Genomic DNA, 18,167 nt, shown 5'->3' on the forward strand with positions numbered 1-18,167 from the left:
CAGTTTACCCCCGGTTCACTCCCTGTCCTCCCGGACGTCGTTCGGGCAGCACGGGGAGGACATTCGGCCATCTGCGCAGCATGCGCCGGCCACCTGGAGGTCGGTTCGGCCCCAGGATGTCGTCTCGGATTGGTCGACGCGTCACCCGCGGGGGCGCTGCCGGTCACCGACGCCTGCGAGAGTCGGGGAGCGTGAGAGTCGCTATCGCCGCTGAATCGTTCCTGCCCCAGATGAACGGGGTCACGCACAGTCTGCTGCGCGTCCTCGACCACCTCGCCGAGCGCGGGGACGAGGTGCTCGTCATCTCCCCCGGGTCCCGCCATGACCGCCCCCGCTCCGTCGCCGGGGCCCGTGTGGTGCGGGTGCCGTCCTTCGCGATGCCGAAGTACCGCAAGGTCCGGGTGGCGCCGGGCGGAGTGCCCCGGATCCGCCGCCTGCTCGAGGACTTCGAACCCGATGTCGTGCACCTCGCCTCGCCGTTCGTCCTCGGCTGGCGGGCCGCGCTCGCCTGCCAGGACCTCGGGCTGCCTTCCGTCGCGGTCTACCAGACCGAGGTGCCCGCCTACGCCGCGCGCTACGGCATGCGCGGGATCGAGGCGATGCTGTGGAACCACGTCCGCAACATCCATCAGCACTCCTCGCTCACCCTCGCCCCGTCGACCTACACCGTCGCCCAGCTCGAGGACCACGGCGTCGACAACATCCGCCTGTGGGCGCGCGGGGTGGACTCCACCCGGTTCGACCCCACGCACCGGTGCGCGCAGTGGCGCGCCCGCATGGCGCCGGGCGGGGAGAAGATCGTCGGGTTCGTCGGCCGGCTCGCCGCGGAGAAGCAGGTCGAGGACCTCCGCGCGCTCGCCGACCTGCCCGGCATCCGGCTCGTCGTCGTCGGCGAGGGACCGCAGCGCCGCCGCCTCGAACAGCTCCTGCCCGCGGCGCACTTCACCGGGTTCCTCGGCGGGGACGCACTCGCCCAGGCCGTCGCCGGCTTCGACGTCATGGTGTCCCCCGGCGAGCTCGAGACCTTCTGCCAGACGATCCAGGAGGCGATGGCCTCGGCCGTGCCGGTCGTCGCGCCGGCCCGCGGCGGCCCGCTCGACCTCGTCGACTTCTCGCGCACCGGCTGGCTGTACGAGCCCGGCGACCTCGCCGCGATGCGCGACCACGTGCGCGACCTCACCGGCGACGAGTCGAAGCGGTTGGCGTTCGGGGCGACCGCGCGGGCGACGGTGCTCGGCCGGACGTGGAAGAGCGTGTGCTCCCAGCTCGTGGGCCACTACGCACATGCGATCGAGAACCCGGCCCCGCAGGTCATCGGCCGCTCGTACTCCGGTGCGCCCCGCTGGGCCCAGGAGCGCGTGGGCTGAGCCGGAGCATGGGCTGAGCCGGAGCATGGACTGAGCAGGCGCGTGGGTTAAGTAGGCGCGTGGGTTGAGCTCGAGCCGCCGCGGGCCGTCGAGTCGGAGCCGCGCCGAGCTGTCGCCTCTGCTCGATCTCCCCGTCGAACTGTCACGCACGCTCGATTCCTCGAGGTGTTCTCGAGCAGCAGTGACAGGTCGACGGCCGTACGCAGGGTCTGCACGGCGGCCGGCGCCTCCGGTGCACGTTCGTGCAGCGTGCGTCCGTGCGGCGTGCGACAGTGGGGGCATGGAGGAGTTCAGCCGGCTGCCGGTCCGCCGCATCGAGGAGCACCGCCGCGCTCCGCTCGCGCGCACGGTGTGGCCGGCGACCCTCGCCCCGGTGCGGCAGCTCCTCGACGAGGGCCTCGACCTCGGGCCCGTGACCGTGCTCGTCGGCGACAACGGGGCCGGCAAGTCGACGCTCGTCGAGGCGATCGCCGGCGCCTTCGGGCTCAACCCCGAGGGCGGCACGCATACCGCCCGCCACGCCAGCCGCCCCACGGAGTCGCCCCTGGCCGAGCACCTCCAGCTCGTGCGCGGCGCCGGTGCCTCGAAGCGCGGGGTGTTCCTCCGCGCGGAGACCATGCACAGCCACTTCACGTACCTCGAGTCGCTCGGCGGCGGGGACGCGGGCCTCCACGAACAGAGCCACGGCGAGTCGTTCCTCGACTACATCACCAGCCGTGCGTCGGTCACCGGGCTGTGGCTCCTCGACGAGCCGGAGTCGGCGCTGTCGCTGCCCGGCTGCCTCGCCCTCATCGGCGTGCTGCGCGAGGCGGTCGCGGCGGGCTCCCAGGTGATCCTGTCGACGCACTCGCCGATCCTCGCTGCGCTCCCCGGGGCACGGCTCTACGAGGTCGGCGAGTGGGGGCTGCGCGCGAGCAGCTACGACGACCTGCGGCTCGTGCAGGACTGGCGGCTGTTCCTCGACAGCCCCGAGCGCTTCCTCCGCCACATCGGCTGAGCGTCGCATCGACCGAACCCATCGAGCTGTCACGTGTGCTCGGCCCATCCATCGAGCTGTCACTCGTGCTCGATCTGCGGCCCGGATCTCGAGCAGAAACGGCAGGTCGACGTGGCGATCGAGCAGAAACGGCAGGTCGATGAGCCTGCTGCGGACGAGGCTGCTGCGGATGAATGGGCTACGGCTGCGTCAGGTGCGTCTGGTGCGTCAGGGGCGTTCGGGGTCGGGGTCGCCGAGGCCGCGGGCGTCGAGCGCACGGCCGGTGTCGGTGGCGTACTTCACCGCGCCGAGCAGCACCGGCACCGTCCGGGCGCGGAGGCTGCGCTCGAGCCCGCGGGCGCGCGCGGAGTCCCCGGTCACCGCGGTGAGGTCGGCGAGGTAGGCCAGGCTGCGGACCATGAGCGCGGCGGTGAGCGCCACCCGGTCGGGGTCGACGCCGAACGCCCGGAGCGGCCGGGCGAGCGCGGCGAACACCGCGAGCAGCCCGGTCACCGGGGTGGTGAGCATGAGGAGGCCCGCGGCGAGGACGCAGGCGAGGATCGTCGACACCACCCGCAGCGCCGTGACGGGGTCGGAGAACACGAGGTGGAACACGACGATGAACGCGATGATGAGCCACACCCGCCGCACCGGCGACACGAGTGCGCGCAGCGGGATCCGCGCGCTCGCCCCGAGCAGCAGCACGAGGCCGAGCGCGGCGAGGCTCGCCCACGGGCTGCGTGCGAGCAGCACGACGAGGCTGAGCGCGGCGAGGCCGGCGAACTTCGCCCCGGCCGGGGTCCGGTGCAGCCACCCGTCGCCGGGCTGGTACCGGCCGAGGAACTGCTGCCGGCGCTTCACGGCCTGACCTCGCGGTCTCCCGCGGCCTGCCGGCGGTACTCGGCGATGACCTCGGCGGGCGGCCCCTCGGCGGAGACCCGGCCGTCGGCGATGAGCACGGTGTGCGCGGCGTCGGCGGCGACCTCGAGGTCGTGGGTGGAGACGACGAGCCGCATCCCGCGCCGGGCGACGAGCCCGTCCAAGGTGTCGCGGAGGAGTTCGCGGTTGCGGAGGTCGAGGAGGGTGGTCGGTTCGTCGAGCACGAGGATCCGCGGGTCGACGGCGAGCACGGAGGCGAGTGCGACGAGCTGGCGCTGCCCGCCGGAGAGCTCGTAGACGCTGCGCTCGGCGAGGTCGGCGACGCCGAGCTCGGCGAGCACGGCCAGCGCCCGCTCCCGTCGCGGGCCCGGCCGGCGGACGCTGCGGCGCAGGGAGAGCTCGACGTCCTCGATGACGGTGGGCATGACGAGCTGGGCGGCGGGGTCGGTGAACACGAAGCCCACGCGGCGGCGCACCTCGGGCCCGTGGGTCACCGGGTCGAGGCCGTCGACGCGCACCCGGCCGGTGTCCGGCAGGACGAGGCCGTTGAGGAGCTGGAGCAGCGTCGACTTGCCGGAGCCGTTCGCCCCGATGATGCTCACCACCGGCGCGTCGAGGCGCAGGGTGATGTCGTGGAGGATCTGCCGGTGGACCGGCGTGCGGGAGTCGGCGCCCGTGTCCCGGACGCCGACACCCACCGCGTCGAGTGCGATCACCGGCGTCCGAGGAGCTGCGGGAAGGCCCGGTGCACGGTGGCGGCGAGCCCTCCGGCGACGAGGTTCTTCACGACGTCCCCGGGCCAGAACGGCATGTCGAAGACGAGCGCCTCCGGCAGTCCGACGCCGAGGTTGAGCGACATCCCGAGGATTCCGAGCGGGTGGACGACGAGGAAGCTCACGAGGAGTGCGCCGAGGCTGAGGACGAGCCACAGCTTCGGGCCGCGCAGCCGGGCGAGCGCGAACTTCGCGACGAGCCCGCAGCCGAGGGCGAAGAACGGGAAGGCGACGATGTAGCCGGCCGACGGTCCGGCGAGCACGCCGAGGCCGCCGGAGAACCCGGAGAAGATCGGCAGTCCGACGAGGCCGAGCACGACGTAGAGCGAGGCCGCCGCGAACCCGCGCAGCGGGCCCAGGCACAGGCCGCACAGGGCGAGCGCGAGGGTCTGCAGGGTGATCGGCACGCCCGCGCCGCCGACCGGGATCGGGGGCAGGGCGGCGAACACGGCGACGAGCGCGGCGAACACCGCGACGAGGGCGAGGTCGGCGGCGCGCCAGCCGCGCTGGGCGGTGCCGGAGCTCGGGGCGGGTGCGGTGGTGGTGTCGGGCATGAAGGTTCTCCTGTTCGGACGCTGGTCTCGGAACAGCGTACCTGAACAGTGTTCAGGAGAGTATTCCGGCCACTCCCGGCCCTTCCACCGGCCGCCCGGGGCTCCCGCTCGGCCCCGGAGGTTCTGAGCCTCGGCCGCCGGTCGCAGCTCAGCGGAGTCCGCTCACTCCCACTCGATGGTGCCCGGGGGCTTCGAGGTGACGTCGAGGACGACGCGGTTGATCTCGTCGACCTCGTTGGTGATCCGGTTCGAGATCCGGGCGAGCGTGTCGTAGGGCACGCGTGTCCAGTCCGCGGTCATCGCGTCCTCGCTCGACACCGGGCGCAGCACCACGGGATGGCCGTAGGTGCGGCCGTCGCCCTGCACGCCCACGGAGCGGACGTCGGCGAGGAGCACGACCGGGCACTGCCAGATCTCCGCGTCGAGACCGGCGGCGGTGAGTTCCGCGCGGGCGATCGCGTCGGCGCGGCGGAGGATGTCGAGGCGCTCCTCGGTGACCTCGCCGATGATCCGGATCGCCAGGCCGGGACCCGGGAAGGGCTGGCGCGAGACGATGACCTCGGGCAGGCCGAGCTCGCGGCCGATCGCGCGCACCTCGTCCTTGAACAGCGCACGCAGCGGTTCGACGAGAGCGAAGGTGAGGTCGTCGGGCAGGCCGCCGACGTTGTGGTGGCTCTTGATGTTCGCCGTGCCCGAGCCCCCGCCGGATTCGACGACATCGGGGTACAGGGTGCCCTGGACGAGGAACTCGATGGCCTCCCCCGCGCCCTCGGCGGCCTCGGCGACGAGGTCCGCGGCCGCGCCCTCGAAGGCACGGATGAACTCCCGGCCGATGATCTTGCGCTTCTCCTCCGGGTCGCTCACCCCGGCGAGCGCACCGAGGAAGGTGTCGACGGCGTCGACGGTGACGAGCCGCACGCCGGTGGACTGCACGTAGTCCTCCTCGACCTGCTTGCGCTCGTCCTGGCGCAGCAGCCCGTGGTCGACGAACACGCAGGTGAGCTGGTCGCCCACGGCCTCGTGCACGAGCGCGGCGGCGACCGCGGAGTCGACCCCGCCGGACAGTCCGCAGATCACCTGCTTGTCGCCCACCTGCTCCCGGATCCGGGCGACCTGCTCGGCGATGACGCTCTCTGAGGTCCAGTCGGTGCTGAGCCCGGCGATGTCGCGGAGGAAGGTCTCGAGCACCTGCTGACCGTGCTCGCTGTGGAGCACCTCGGGGTGCCACTGGACGCCTGCGCACCGGCGCGCCCGGTCCTCGAAGGCCGCGATCTCGGTGCCCGGCGTGGTGGCGAGCACGGTGAATCCCTCCGGCGCGCGGGACACGGAGTCGCCGTGGGACATCCACACGGTCTGCTCCCCCGGCTGCCCGGCGAGCAGCGCACCGGGCTGGGTCACGGTCAGCGGGGTGGAGCCGTACTCGCGCTTGTCGGTGCGCGCGACCGCACCGCCGAGCGAGGTCGCCATGATCTGGAAGCCGTAGCAGATGCCGAAGATCGGCACGCCGAGGTCGAACACGCCGAGGTCGAGCGCCGGGGCACCCGGCTCGTTGACCGAGGAGGGCCCGCCGGACAGCACGATGGCCAGCGGCTTGCGCGCGGCGAACTCCGCCGCGCTCGCCGAGTGCGGGATGACCTCGGAATAGAGGCCGGCCTCGCGGATGCGGCGGGCGATGAGCTGGGCGTACTGAGCGCCGAAGTCGACGACGAGGACGGGCGGCACCGCGGTGACGGCCGGCGTGCCCGCCGCACCGGGCGAGGTGGTCTCCGACGCGGGCGCAGGTGTGCTCTGAGGAGTGGGGGTCATGGGGGTCATCCTATCCGGGGCAGGGAGGTCAGAATTCGCCGCGGGGAGCGACGACGACGGCGTCGTCGAGCTCCTGCTCGGCCTGCCGGTGGACCCGGCGCTCGACGATGAAGGACATCACCGGCACCACCCCGGCGAGCGCGAGCACGAGGAGCCGACCGAGGGTCCAGCGCATCTGCTGGTTGAGCCAGAAGCAGGAGATGAGGTAGACGACGTAGCACCAGCCGTGGCTGATCGCGATCGCCGCGGCGAGGTTGAAGCCGCCGAACATCAGCGCGGTCTCCGGGTCCGCGGCGATGAGGTACTTGTAGATCATCTCCACGGTGAGGACGAGGAGCAGCGTGCCGGTGATGAATGCCATCACGCGGTAGAACCGCAGCGCGCTGCGCGCCGAGGTGAAGCGCTTGACGGTCCAGACGGCGTCCTCGTCGAAGTCCGGGCGGGCGTCTTGCGGGTCAGTCACCACGGGTCGTGTCCTTCGGATTCGGGTGCGGTGCGGTGGGAGTACCGCGGCCGGAATGGGTGGGGCCGGGTGCGGCAGGCCCCGAAGCGGCGGCGGTGCGTTCGGGGCGGAGCTCGGATTCGCCCGCGGCCTTGACGACGACGTACTCCACCGGCCCGGCCTCGGCGGCGCGGGCGCGCTGGGTGACGTAGGCGTCGCGGAGCAGCCGCCACCAGATGTAGAGGGCGAAGGCGGCGAACACGAGCCATTCGACGGCATAGGCGGCGCTCTGCAGATCGAGGCCGCCGTCCTCCTGCTTCTCCAGGGTCACGAGGTCGAGGCCACCGGTGGCGGCGGAGGCACCGGGGCCGGTGTCCTGTTCGGGGAACACGATGCCGGAGTAGGAGTAGACATCGAAGGCGTTGACGAGCTGCGAGGTGGAGACGGTGCGCACCTGGCCGGCGGGCAGGTCCCGGGTGTCCTGCGGGGCGTCGACGGGACCGATCCGGCCGACGATCGTCGTCTCCCCGGAGCTCGCCCGGGACTCCATGGCGGTCTGCTCGTCCGCGGTCCAGCCGCGGAGCACGGGGACGGCGATGTCCTTGTCCGGCTCGCCTTCGACGACTGCCTCCTCACCGAGCCGGGCGCCGTCGGGGACGAACATCGTGACGACCCAGAAGCCGTCGGCGCCGTCGAGCAGCCGGTCCGGGACGACGACCTGGGCCTCGGGCAGATAGTGCCCGCTCAGCTCCACCCGCTGGTCGAGCCGGAAGGACGGCAGCGGCACTTGGGCGGCCATGACGGAGTTGAAGTCCTTGACCTCGTCGACGTCCTGCGCGGAGAGGACCTCGTTCTTGTGCTGCGCGCGGTTGACCTGCCAGGCGGACAGGCCGACGAAGGCCGTGACGAGCACGAGCACCAGGGCGAGGAACCCCAGCCAGCGCGGGGTCAGGGCCAGACGCAGCACCGGTCACATCTCCGATTGCGGCTGGTACGGGGAGACGACGACGTCGACCCGCTGGAACTCCTTGAGATCGAGGTAGCCGGTGGTCGCCATCGCCCGACGCAGGGCGCCGGCGAGGTTGACCTCGCCGTTCGCGGTGGTGCCGGGGCCGAACAGGAGCTGTTCGAGCGGGGCGACGCTGCCGACCTCGACGCGGTGGCCGCGCGGCAGCTGGGAGTGGTGCGCCTCCGCACCCCAGTGGAATCCGCCGCCCGGCGCCTCCGCGGCGCGGGCGAGCGCGGTGCCGAGCATGACGGCGTCGGCACCCATCGCGAAGGCCTTGACGATGTCTCCCGAGGTGTCCAGGCCGCCGTCGGCGATGACGTGGACGTAGCGGCCGCCGGACTCGTCCATGTAGTCGCGGCGGGCGGCGTGGACGTCCGCGATCGCCGAGGCCATGGGGGCGTGGATGCCGAGCGTGCGGCGCGTGGTGGCCGCCGCTCCCCCGCCGAACCCGACGAGCACGCCGGCCGCGCCGGTGCGCATGAGGTGGAGGGAGGCGGTGTAGGTCGCGGCCCCGCCGACGATCACGGGGACGTCGAGCTCGTAGATGAAGCGCTTGAGGTCGAGCGGCTCGGTGTTCGTCGACACGTGCTCGGCGGACACCGTGGTGCCGCGGATGACGAAGAGGTCCACCCCGGCGTCGACGACGGTGCGCCAGAACTCCTGCGTGCGCTGCGGGGTCAGGGCGCCGGCGACGGTGACCCCGGCCTCGCGGATCTCCGCGAGGCGGGCGGTGATGAGCTCCGCGCGGATCGGGGCGGAGTAGATCTCCTGCATGCGCGCGGTGGCGCGGTCCGCCGGGAGCGCGGCGATCTCGTCGAGGTGGGGCTGCGGGTCCTCGTAGCGGGTCCACAGGCCCTCGAGGTCGAGCACGCCGAGCCCGCCGAGCCGCCCGAGGGCGATCGCGGTGGCCGGCGAGGCGACCGAGTCCATGGGGGCGCTGATGAAGGGGAGGTCGAAGCGGTAGGCGTCGATCTGCCACTCGAGGGAGACGTCCCTGGGGTCACGCGTGCGCCGTGCCGGGACGACGGCGATGTCGTCGAGTGAGAAGGCCCTGCGGCCCCGTTTGCCTCTGCCGATCTCGATTTCGTTGCTCACCCTTCCAGGGTATCCCAGGGCCCGGACACGGCTTCCAGCGCCTGCTCAGGTCGAGGCCGACCGGCCCCGCGGGGTCCGGCCGGCGGCCTTCCCCGGGTGGGCGAGCAGGCGGATGATCGCGCCGATCGCGAGCGCGACCGCGGCGAGCCCGATGAGCGCGAGGCCCCAGCTCGGCTCGGGGACCTCCATGCCGCCGATCGGCAGGCCGTGCTCCTCGTCGAATCCGTCCCACATGATGACGAACTGGTCCGCCGCCGACACCGTGGAGATCGCGCCGAAGATGAGCATCAGGCTCGCGGTCCCCGCGAGCCACCCCCAGGCTCGGGAGCGCAGGCCGAACCACGCGAGGACGGCGCAGGCCACGGTGAGGAGGAACCCGGGGATGAGGAGGAGGCCGCCGGACGAGGCGACGGCCGCCTCGGCGAGGCCGAAGTCGCTGCCGGCGAAGTCGCGGTTCGGGTAGCGGAGCGCCGGGAGCGGGACCGCGGCGAGCTGGATGAGCAGTGCGGCGGTGGCGGTGATGCGGGCGATCCAGATCATGGTTCCACCCTGTCGCACCCCGGGGTTGCACACGTGACCGCGCTGTCACCGTTCGGGAACACGGAGGCGTGCGCGGCCGCCGAGTGGCGACGGGGCCCCTCGGCGACCGCGGGATCGCTGCACCCCTCAGCAGCGGGGCGCATCCCAGCTCTCGCGGACGTGGGCGGCGGCCCAGAAGTGCCATTCGTACACGGTCGCCTGGCGGAACGCGGCGGCCATCGCAGCGCGCACCTCGGGACCGGCGGACCGGGCCAGGTCTTCGTAGATCGCGACGGCCCGGTCGACGGAGGAGTCGAACTCCGGGGAGTCGTAGGTCTCGATCCACTCCCGGTAGGGGTGCTCGCCCATCCCCTCCCCGACGCGCGCAGTGAGGACCTTGCCCATGTGGGCGTAGACCCAGAAGCACGGGAGCACGGCCGCGACCCCGACCTCGTAGGGCGCGGTCGCGGCCTGTGCGATGAGGTAGGAGGTGTAGCCCAGGGTGGTCGGCGAGGCGGTGGGCACGCCGGTGCCGTCGGTGAGCGCGGTGACGTGCGGGCCCAGGCGGTCTGCGCCGAGCAGCTGGGCGTGCATGAGCTGCTCCTCATGGACGGCGAGTCCGGCGGCCTCGGCCCAGAAGCGGGTCTGCTCCTGGGTGGCGGCCCTCGAGGCGAGGATCGTCATCGCCTTCGCGTAGCCGGCGAGGTAGATCTCGTCCTGGAGGATGTAGTGGGTGAACACCCGGGCGTCGAGCGTGCCGGCGGCGAGCTCGGCGAGGAACGGCAGGTCCTCGATCGCGCGCAGGGTGTCGGCTGCGGAGTCCCAGACCTCCTGCGAGTGCGGGCCGGAGTGGTAGGTGCGGGTCATCGGTGCGTCTCCTGATGGTGTGCGGCATCACCGGCGGCGGTGCCGGTGGCGGGCGTCGGCTGCGAGTGATGTCGGGGTGTCGGGGTGGGAGTGGATCAGGTGCGGAGGTCGACGAGGTGGTCGACGGGGCCGTGAGAGCCCTCCGGGTCGTGGGCGAGGTCCCATTCCGCGCCCGAGGCGATCGCCCGGCCCAGGTAGTCGAGCGCCGGCCCGACGGCGTCGGCCATGTGGTCCGCCGCCGGTGCGGCGGAGTCACCGTGGTGGGCGTGCGCGAGGCCGGCGGCGATGGCGGCCGACAGCGTGCAGCCGGTGCCGTGGGTGTGGGGCGTGTCGAGCCGCGGGTGGGTGTATTCGGTGAGCTCGGGGCCCGTGTCCGTGCCGACTGCGAGGATGTCGACGAGCTCACCGGATGGCAGGTGCCCGCCCTTGAGGAGCACGGCGCGGGCCCCGCGGTCCAGCAGCTCGCGGGCCTGGGCGCGCATCTGCTCCGGTGTCCCGGCTTCGGGCACGTCGTCGCCGAGCAGGAGCGCGGCCTCGGGCAGATTGGGGGTGATGAGGTCGGCCAGCGGCAGCAGCAGGGTGCGCACGGCGTCGACGGCGTCCGCATCGAGGAGCCGGTGGCCGGACTTGGCGACCATGACGGGGTCGACGACGAGGCGGCCGGGCCGGCGGGTGCGGAGCTCTTCGCTGATGAGTTCGACGAGGCCGCGGGTGCCGAGCATGCCGATCTTCGCGGCGTCGACGGGCATGTCGTCGAACACCGAGGCGATCTGGTCGGCGACGAAGTCCTCATCGATGCCGTACACGCGGCTCACCCCGTGGGTGTTCTGCGCGACGAGCGCGGTGACGACGGAGGTGCCGTAGGCGCCGCGCGCGGTGAAGGTCTTGAGGTCGGCCTGGATGCCGGCGCCGCCGGAGGGGTCCGTGCCGGCGATGGTGAGTGCGACGGGCGGGCGCATCAGGCCTCCTGCCCGGAATCGGCGGGCCGGCCGGGAACGGCGGAACGGGCGGGGGTGCCCGCCCCGGGGTCTCCCGCGGCCCGTCCCTGTGCGAACGCGACGCGGATCTCCTGGGCCGCAACGCGCGGATCCGGTGCGGCGCAGATCGCGGAGACGACGCACACGCCGATCACCCCGGTGTCGGTGAGCTCGCGGGTGCGCTCGGCGGTGATCCCGCCGATCGCCACGCAGGGCAGACCGGCCTCGGCGACGAGAGTGCGCAGGCGTGCGGGTCCGATCCCGGCCGGGGCGTCGGCCTTCGTGCTCGTGTCGTATACCGGGCCGACGCCGAGGAGGTCGACGGCCCCGCATTCCCGGGCCGCGGCGAACTGCTCGGGCGTCGCGGCCGAAAGCCCGATGAGCGCATCGGTCCCGAGGGCCGCGCGCACCTCGGCGGGCGGCTCGTCGGACTGGCCGACGTGGACGTGGACCTCGTGGCCGGCGGCACGCAGCACGCGGGCGACGGCGACCCGGTCGTTGACGAACACCGGGATCGGGCGGGTGATCGACTCGGCCTCGCGCACCTCGGCGATCGCGGCGAGGACCTCGAGGGTGAGCTCGTGGAACTCCGCGTCGCTCGCGTGCTTGTCGCGGATCTGGATGATGCCTGCTCCCCCGGCGACGGCCTCGGCGACGGTCGCCGCGACGGTCCGGCCGGCGTCCGTGCACTGCCGGGTGTCGGTGACGAGGTAGAGGGACGGGTCCGTGCCGACGGGCAGGTGCGGGGCCGGCGCGCTCATGCGGGGACCTCGACTGCGGCGGCGGTGATCTCGACGGCGGCGAGCTCGGAGTCGGTGACGGAGTAGAGCGCGTCGAGGAAGGCGACGGCGAAGCTGCCCGGTGCCTGCGCGACCTGCCCGGCCTTGAGCCCGGCGGCGGCGAAGTGGGCGTGCGCGGCGACGACCGCCTCGAGCCCGGTGGGGCCGGTGATCGGCAGGCCGGCGGCCTTCGCGGCGGCGAGGTAGGCGGCGGTGACGGCGCCGATCGAGCAGCCGGTGCCGATGACGAGCGGCATGAGCCCGTGCCCCCCGTGGACGCGGACCACTGTCGCGGTGCCTGCATCGTCGCCCGGTGCGGCGCCGGGTTCGGCGAGGACGATCGCGTCGACCTCGCCGGAGATCGCGACGACGCCTCCGGTGGTGGCCGACAGCGCCGAGGCGGCGGTGATGACGTCGTCGACGGCGTCGGTGGCGTCGACCCCGCGGCCACCCAGGCCCATCCCCGCGAGTGCGGCGACCTCGGAGGCATTGCCGCGCACGGCGGTGGGGTGCTGGGCGGCGGCGGCGCGGATGCGACTCGTGCGGTACTCGACGCCGCCCACGCTCACCGGGTCGAGGACCCAGGGGGTGCCGGCGGCGTTCGCGACCTCGATCGAGGCGTCGGCGGCGAGGAACTGGTGGGAGGAGGCGGTGCCGAAGTTGATGTTGATGCCCGACGCGATCGAGGCGAACTGGCCGGAGTCGGCCTCGTGGTCGAGCATCGCCGGAGAGGCGCCGATCGCCAGCAGCACGTTCGCCGTGAACTGCTGCACGACGGTATTGGTGATGCACTGGATGAGCGGCGTGGTGGTGCGCACGCGCGCCCGTGCGGCGACGATGTCGAGGGCATTCGAATGAGGCGTCTGCATGACGATCCCTTCGCTAGAGTTATCCAGATCAGGTTCGATGGGTGTGATCTCAGCCGATTCCCCACGGTCCGGCTCGGGCCGGTCCGCAGGTGCTCAGCACCCCATGTCACTGACGCTCACCCTAGCAAGTTCTGGCACCTCTCGCTGGCCGGGCGGCCGGGCCGGTTAGGATCGCATCCAGGCGCACCCGTCTCACTGGTTAAGCACAACCAGAATCGGGCCAGCCGCCCGAACCGAGAAAGAGGAACCGATGAGCGACGTCCTGTTCAGCAATGCCGAGCCCCTCGAGGGGTCCTTCACCGCGATGATGGAGCTCGAGGAGATCGACACGAACATCTACCGCGCCGGATACGTCTTCGAGGAGCCCTACGCGCTCTACGGCGGCCAGGTCGCCGCGCAGTCGCTGCTCGCCGCTGCACTCACCGTCGAGGACGGCCGCCCGCCGCACTCCCTCCACGGCTACTTCCTGCGGCCCGGCAACGCCGCCCAGCCCACGGTGTTCCAAGTGTTCCGAGACCGCGACGGCCGCTCCTACTCCGCCCGCCGCGTCATCGCGCTCCAGGGCGGCAAGGTCATCTTCAACATGTCGGCCTCGTTCACCAGCGGCACCGACAGCCCCGACCTCCAGAGCACGACCGCCGCCCAGGGCACGGAGATCCGGATGGGCGAGCCCACTCCGATCCCCCGCATGTTCTCCTTCGAGGGCCGCAGCACCGACCAGGCCTTCGAGGTCACCGACTACCCGGTGCGGTTCTGGGGCCGGTGCACCGAGGACCTCGGCGACTCCCCGCTCATGCACTACTGCGCTCTGGCCTACCTGTCGGACATCTCGAGCGGGCTCGGCGCCTTCAACACCGACGAGTACAAGTCGGGCTCGAGCCTCGACCACTCCCTGTGGTTCCACCGACCGGTGAACATGAACGAGTGGGTGCTCACCGACTTCGCGCCGCGCTCCGCCGCCCGCGGCCGCGGCCTCTACACCGGCGACATGACCACCGCTGACGGCACCCTCGTCGCCTCGGTCGCGCAGGAGGCGCTGTTCCGCAGGGTCCGGTGAGCACTCTCCGATGAGCACAGCCCGGTGAGCGCCGTCCTGCCTGCGGCACGGCCGACCCCACCGCACCCCTGGGCGCACGAAAGCGGCCCCTGCACGCGCGTGCAGGGGCCGCTTCCATTCATGTTCCGGTGGACCTCGGCCCACGGCGCGCGTCAGCGCACGGTGTAGTTCGGAGCCTCTACCGTCATCTGGATGTCGTGCGGGTGGCTCTCCTTGAGACCGGCGGAGGTCAGGCGGACGAACCGGCCGTTCGAGCGGAGATCGTCGATGGTCCGCGCGCCGACGTAGAACATCGTCTGCCGCAGGCCGCCGGTGAGCTGGTAGGCGACGTTCTTGAGTTCGCCGCGGTAGGCGACCCGACCCTCGACGCCCTCGGGGATGAGGTCGGTGTCGGTGGCGACGTCGGCCTGGAAGTAGCGGTCCTTCGAGTACGACTTGCCCTTGCGCGGGGCCATCGCACCGAGCGATCCCATGCCGCGGTAGGCCTTGTACTGCTTGCCGTTGACGAGTACGAGCTCGCCGGGGCTCTCGTTGCAGCCGGCGAGCAGGGAGCCGAGCATGACGGATTCGGCGCCGGCGACGAGCGCCTTGCCGATGTCGCCGGAGTACTGGAGGCCGCCGTCGCCGATCACCGGGACGTTCGCCTCGGCTGCGGCCTGGTAGGCGAGGTGGATCGCGGTCACCTGGGGCACGCCGACGCCGGCGACCACGCGGGTGGTGCAGATCGAGCCGGGGCCCACCCCGACCTTGATCGCGTCCGCGCCGGCGTCGATGAGCGCCTGGGCGCCCTCGCGGGTGGCGACGTTGCCGCCGATCACCTGGACCGCGGAGAACGCCGGGTCGGACTTGAGGGTGCGGATCATCTCGGTCACGCCGCGCGCGTGGCCGTTGGCGGTGTCGACGACGAGCACGTCGACGCCGGCCTCGGCCAGCAGGCCTGCCCGGTCGAGCGCATCGCCGTAGAAGCCGACGGCCGCGCCCACGCGCAGGCGGCCCTCGTCGTCCTTGGTGGCGAGCGGGTATTCCTCGCTCTTGACGAAGTCCTTGACGGTGATGAGGCCGCGGATGACGTTGTTCTCGTCGACGAGCGGGAGCTTCTCGACCTTGTGCTCGGCGAGGATCTCGAGCGCGCGCTCGGGCTGCACGCCCACGGGCGCGGTGATGAGCGGCATCTTCGTCATCGTCTCGCCGACCGTGGTGGTGGCGTAGTCGCGGCGCGGCACGAAGCGCAGGTCGCGGTTGGTGACGATGCCGAGCAGCACGTCGTTCTCGTCGACGACGGGCAGCCCGGAGATCCGGTACTGGCCGCAGATCTCGTCGAGCTCGGCGAGCGTGCGGTCGGCGGTGATGGTGAGCGGGTCGGTGATCATGCCCGACTCGCTGCGCTTGACGTAGTCGACCTGGTCGGCCTGGTCCTCTTTGCTGAGGTTGCGGTGGAGGATGCCGATGCCGCCGATGCGCGCCATCGCGATCGCCATGCGGGATTCGGTGACGGTGTCCATCGCCGCGGACACGAGCGGGATGTTGATGTCGATCTCGCGGGTGAGCCGGGTGCGGGTCGAGGCCTCGGAGGGGATGACGTCGGTGTCTCCGGGCAGCAGCAGCACGTCGTCGTATGTGAGTCCGGTCAGGGAGAACGGGTCTCCGGCCGCCCTGAAGTGTTCTTCCACATCACCCATGAATGACCTCTTCCACGCGCTCGACTTCGGTATCGGCCATCCTATGCCGTCCCTCCGATTCCGGGAACAGCACGAGGCGCCCGCCCGCTGTGATGCTGGGCACCCGCACGCGTCACGGCGGGAACGCGCCCCGGCCGCGCGGACCGCTCCCGAGGCGCACGCCGGGACCCAGCGGCGGCCCTCTTCGCGCCGTCGCAGCGTCCGGGAATCAACCTTCCGGTTGATGTGCCGGCCCCCGCCTGCGGACGAGCATGGAGACATGCTCACACCCGCTATCGTCTTCATCACCGCAGCCCTCCTCTTCTACACCGCCGGCGTCTGGGCCGAGCACCTCAAGAAGGAGCTCCGCTGGTCCCACGTCGTCCTGTTCGCCCTCGGCCTCGTCTGCGATGTCACCGGTACCGAGCTCATGCGGCGAATCGCGGCCTCCGGCGGCGCCGACTTCTCCGGCTCGACCGCCGGCATCCTCACCTCGGTCATGGCGATCACCGGGGCCCTCGCGCTCGTCCTTATGGCGGTCCACCTCATCTGGGCGATCGTCGTCATGATCCGCGGCACCGAGCAGGCCCGCGCCACCTTCCACCGGTTCTCGCTCATCGTGTGGGCGATCTGGCTCGTCCCCTACTTCACCGGGATGGCCGGTGCGATGATCGGCTGAGGCGCCCCCGCCTCGGCATCGCCCCCGGCGGGCCGCCTCGGGACCGGGTCGGGCGTCCTTCCCTGGGCGGCGGTCCGCGCGTACACTGCGAGCATGACCTCGCCCGATGCCCGCGCCTTCGCCTCCGCCCCGGATCTCACCGGCGAGCGCGTCACCCTCACACAGCTCACCCCCGCCCACGCCGAGGCGCTGAGCCGGGCGGCCGGCGAGCTCACCTCGACCTGGGTCACCTCGGTGCCCACCGCCGAGGCGATGCCGGCGGAGATCGACCGGCGCCTGGGCCTGCAGGAGCAGGGCGCGATGGCGCCGTTCACCGTGCTCGACGGCGGCACCCCGGTGGGCATGTCGACCTACATGAACATCGATGCGGCCAACCGGCGCCTCGAGATCGGTTCGACCTGGCTGTCGCCGGCGGTGCAGGGCACTCGGGTCAATCCCGAGGCCAAGCTGCTCATGCTCTCCCGTGCGTTCGAGGAGCTCGACTGCATCGCGGTGGAGTTCCGCACGCACTTCCACAACTTCCAGTCGCGCGCGGCGATCGCCAAGCTCGGTGCCAAGCAGGACGGGGTCCTGCGCTCGCACCAGCTGTTCAACGGGGTGCTGCGCGACACCGCGGTCTACTCGATCATCGCTGCCGAGTGGCCGACGGTGAAGCTCGGGCTCGAGCACCGGCTCGCGCGCCTGAGCTGACTCCTGGCTGGTTCAGGCCCGGTACGGCATCGCGGCAGAGCTCCGCACCCGCAGGCCCTGGGCCAGGCCGAGGCCGAGCACACAGACGAGCGCGGCCACCGGCACGCACGCCGCGAGCACGAGCAGACGGCCGTGTGTGGGCGGACCCAGGCCGATCTAGGGCGCGATGACGGCGAACACTCCGCTCACACCCAGCCAGCCGAGCAGGCCCAGCCAGGCCCCGGGGTGCGGGAACGGGAACACGCTGAGGAGCACGAAGAACCGGCGCGGGGTCACCGTATCCGAGGTCGGGACCCGGCTGTCGCCGGTGGGCCGGTACTCGGGGAGGGCTCGGCGGACCACCGTGCTGCAGCGGCCGGCGAGGATGCGGCGGTCGGGGTGGTCGGGGTGCCGGGCCGTTCACCATCTGACCACGGTGTCGGGGAGACGGCGACGCAGGCGCTGGACGAGTCCGATGCCGGCGGCGCAGAGGAGCACGCTCACCGGCACGCACACCGCGAGGAACAGGAGGCCCCCGGCACTCGGTTCGCGCAGTCCGAGCCAGATCGCCACGCCGATGTACCCGCCGCTGAGCCCGAAATAGCCGAGCAGTGTGAGGACCATCCCGAGCCAGGGTGCGGATGCGGGGACCATGACTGCGAACGGCGCCGTCGCCATGAGCACGAAGAACGCGCAGGAGATCATCGCGGCGGTGAAGTACATCGCCGCGGTGTAGAACAGGCCCACCGGGTGGTGACCGACGAGCTCGGCGAGCTGCCCGGTCTCCGGGTGGAGGGTCCCGATCCACGGCCACAGGACGCTCGAGGCGGTGAGGATGACGGTGCCGAGCAGAGCGGATACGAGGAGGAGCGGGAACAGCCCCTCGCTCCGGAACCCGGAGTCCTCGCGCTTGTGCTCGGCCATGAGGAACGGGAACATCCACCCGAACACCGCTGTCATGATCGCCGCGAACAGACCGACCTCGGTGATCTCCTCCCACTGCTTGTCCTTCATGAGGCCCGACGAGGTGGCGAAGACGATGAAGGCGGCGAGCGCGGTCACCATGACGGAGAGGATGACGTTCCGGCCGAGGTCGTGACCCCAGGCCGGGGTCCGGGTGTCGTCGTGTGCTCGGGGCTTCACGCTTCTGCCCGCACCGTGACCGTCCGGTTCGCGAGCCGGCGCGGGCAGC

20 protein-coding genes and 1 riboswitch are annotated in these 18,167 nt (G+C 72.1%); of the genes, 5 read left to right on the forward strand and 15 right to left on the reverse strand.

Annotation, left to right across the window (positions count from 1 at the left end):
• Positions 1 to 191 precede the first annotated feature (191 nt).
• Positions 192 to 1,367, forward strand: a complete 1,176-nt coding sequence (locus AB0I45_RS10390) for a glycosyltransferase family 1 protein (RefSeq protein WP_247423099.1) — start codon at positions 192 to 194, stop codon at positions 1,365 to 1,367.
• A gap of 280 nt (positions 1,368 to 1,647) precedes the next feature.
• Positions 1,648 to 2,364, forward strand: coding sequence for an AAA family ATPase (locus AB0I45_RS10395; RefSeq protein ID WP_247423102.1), 717 nt, complete (start codon positions 1,648 to 1,650; stop codon positions 2,362 to 2,364).
• Between the two features lie 207 nt (positions 2,365 to 2,571).
• Here the strand turns inward: AB0I45_RS10395 and AB0I45_RS10400 are convergent, their stop codons facing one another.
• From AB0I45_RS10400 to thiM, 12 genes are all read right to left on the reverse strand, one after another.
• Positions 2,572 to 3,204 carry an energy-coupling factor transporter transmembrane protein EcfT gene (locus tag AB0I45_RS10400; RefSeq protein WP_265808309.1) on the reverse strand — a complete coding sequence of 211 codons (633 nt, stop codon included), beginning with the start codon at positions 3,202 to 3,204 and terminating at the stop codon, positions 2,572 to 2,574.
• Positions 3,201 to 3,938 (reverse strand): ABC transporter ATP-binding protein, encoded by a 738-nt coding sequence (locus AB0I45_RS10405; protein ID WP_265808310.1) that lies wholly within the window; start codon positions 3,936 to 3,938, stop codon positions 3,201 to 3,203. Before AB0I45_RS10405 ends, AB0I45_RS10400 begins: the two co-directional genes overlap by 4 nt.
• On the reverse strand, positions 3,935 to 4,549 hold the full coding sequence (locus AB0I45_RS10410; RefSeq protein ID WP_265808311.1) for a biotin transporter BioY: 615 nt from the start codon (positions 4,547 to 4,549) through the stop codon (positions 3,935 to 3,937). Before AB0I45_RS10410 ends, AB0I45_RS10405 begins: the two co-directional genes overlap by 4 nt.
• A gap of 162 nt (positions 4,550 to 4,711) precedes the next feature.
• Positions 4,712 to 6,364, reverse strand: coding sequence for a glutamine-hydrolyzing GMP synthase (guaA, locus tag AB0I45_RS10415; RefSeq protein WP_345031885.1), 1,653 nt, complete (start codon positions 6,362 to 6,364; stop codon positions 4,712 to 4,714).
• A 19-nt stretch (positions 6,365 to 6,383) separates the two neighbouring features.
• Complete coding sequence (locus AB0I45_RS10420; RefSeq protein WP_247423110.1) at positions 6,384 to 6,818, reverse strand: DUF3817 domain-containing protein; 435 nt, start codon at positions 6,816 to 6,818, stop codon at positions 6,384 to 6,386.
• Entirely contained in the window at positions 6,811 to 7,764 is a 954-nt protein-coding gene (locus AB0I45_RS10425) for an SURF1 family protein (protein ID WP_247423112.1), read from the reverse strand. Before AB0I45_RS10425 ends, AB0I45_RS10420 begins: the two co-directional genes overlap by 8 nt.
• A 3-nt stretch (positions 7,765 to 7,767) precedes the next feature.
• Positions 7,768 to 8,901 (reverse strand): GuaB3 family IMP dehydrogenase-related protein, encoded by a 1,134-nt coding sequence (locus AB0I45_RS10430; protein ID WP_265808312.1) that lies wholly within the window; start codon positions 8,899 to 8,901, stop codon positions 7,768 to 7,770.
• A gap of 45 nt (positions 8,902 to 8,946) precedes the next feature.
• Positions 8,947 to 9,441 (reverse strand): hypothetical protein, encoded by a 495-nt coding sequence (locus AB0I45_RS10435; protein ID WP_360318155.1) that lies wholly within the window; start codon positions 9,439 to 9,441, stop codon positions 8,947 to 8,949.
• 126 nt (positions 9,442 to 9,567) lie between these two features.
• Entirely contained in the window at positions 9,568 to 10,287 is a 720-nt protein-coding gene (locus AB0I45_RS10440) for a TenA family protein (protein WP_247423120.1), read from the reverse strand.
• Between the two features lie 95 nt (positions 10,288 to 10,382).
• Positions 10,383 to 11,246: a bifunctional hydroxymethylpyrimidine kinase/phosphomethylpyrimidine kinase gene (gene thiD / locus AB0I45_RS10445; RefSeq protein ID WP_345031878.1), complete on the reverse strand. Its 864-nt coding sequence runs from the start codon at positions 11,244 to 11,246 to the stop codon at positions 10,383 to 10,385.
• The gene (gene thiE / locus AB0I45_RS10450) at positions 11,246 to 12,025 is read right to left on the reverse strand and encodes a thiamine phosphate synthase (protein WP_360318159.1); all 780 of its coding nucleotides are present in this window, start codon (positions 12,023 to 12,025) and stop codon (positions 11,246 to 11,248) included. Before thiE ends, thiD begins: the two co-directional genes overlap by 1 nt.
• Positions 12,022 to 12,912, reverse strand: a complete 891-nt coding sequence (thiM, locus tag AB0I45_RS10455; protein WP_360318162.1) for a hydroxyethylthiazole kinase — start codon at positions 12,910 to 12,912, stop codon at positions 12,022 to 12,024. Before thiM ends, thiE begins: the two co-directional genes overlap by 4 nt.
• Positions 12,900 to 13,026, reverse strand: a riboswitch (TPP riboswitch). Its footprint overlaps the gene before it by 13 nt.
• Before the next feature lie 136 nt (positions 13,027 to 13,162).
• Here thiM and AB0I45_RS10460 point away from each other — a divergent pair.
• Positions 13,163 to 13,969, forward strand: a complete 807-nt coding sequence (locus tag AB0I45_RS10460) for an acyl-CoA thioesterase domain-containing protein (RefSeq protein WP_345031871.1) — start codon at positions 13,163 to 13,165, stop codon at positions 13,967 to 13,969.
• Between the two features lie 152 nt (positions 13,970 to 14,121).
• Here AB0I45_RS10460 and guaB read toward each other — a convergent pair whose 3' ends face one another.
• Positions 14,122 to 15,648 carry an IMP dehydrogenase gene (guaB, locus tag AB0I45_RS10465; protein WP_360318166.1) on the reverse strand — a complete coding sequence of 509 codons (1,527 nt, stop codon included), beginning with the start codon at positions 15,646 to 15,648 and terminating at the stop codon, positions 14,122 to 14,124.
• Positions 15,649 to 15,907: 259 nt separating this feature from the next.
• Between guaB and AB0I45_RS10470 the strand changes: the two genes are divergently transcribed.
• Together AB0I45_RS10470 and AB0I45_RS10475 are read left to right on the forward strand one after the other, a co-directional pair.
• Positions 15,908 to 16,306, forward strand: a complete 399-nt coding sequence (locus tag AB0I45_RS10470; RefSeq protein WP_247423131.1) for an HsmA family protein — start codon at positions 15,908 to 15,910, stop codon at positions 16,304 to 16,306.
• A gap of 93 nt (positions 16,307 to 16,399) precedes the next feature.
• Positions 16,400 to 16,996 (forward strand): GNAT family protein, encoded by a 597-nt coding sequence (locus AB0I45_RS10475; protein WP_247423133.1) that lies wholly within the window; start codon positions 16,400 to 16,402, stop codon positions 16,994 to 16,996.
• A gap of 156 nt (positions 16,997 to 17,152) precedes the next feature.
• Here AB0I45_RS10475 and AB0I45_RS10480 read toward each other — a convergent pair whose 3' ends face one another.
• Both AB0I45_RS10480 and AB0I45_RS10485 read right to left on the reverse strand, forming a co-directional pair.
• Positions 17,153 to 17,338 carry a hypothetical protein gene (locus AB0I45_RS10480; protein ID WP_360318170.1) on the reverse strand — a complete coding sequence of 62 codons (186 nt, stop codon included), beginning with the start codon at positions 17,336 to 17,338 and terminating at the stop codon, positions 17,153 to 17,155.
• 57 nt (positions 17,339 to 17,395) lie between these two features.
• The gene (locus tag AB0I45_RS10485; protein ID WP_247423137.1) at positions 17,396 to 18,118 is read right to left on the reverse strand and encodes a hypothetical protein; all 723 of its coding nucleotides are present in this window, start codon (positions 18,116 to 18,118) and stop codon (positions 17,396 to 17,398) included.
• Between the last annotated feature and the right edge of the window lie 49 nt (positions 18,119 to 18,167).

This window comes from Brevibacterium sp. NPDC049920, assembly GCF_040656435.1.
Taxonomy (GTDB): Bacteria; Actinomycetota; Actinomycetes; order Actinomycetales; family Brevibacteriaceae; genus Brevibacterium; species Brevibacterium pityocampae.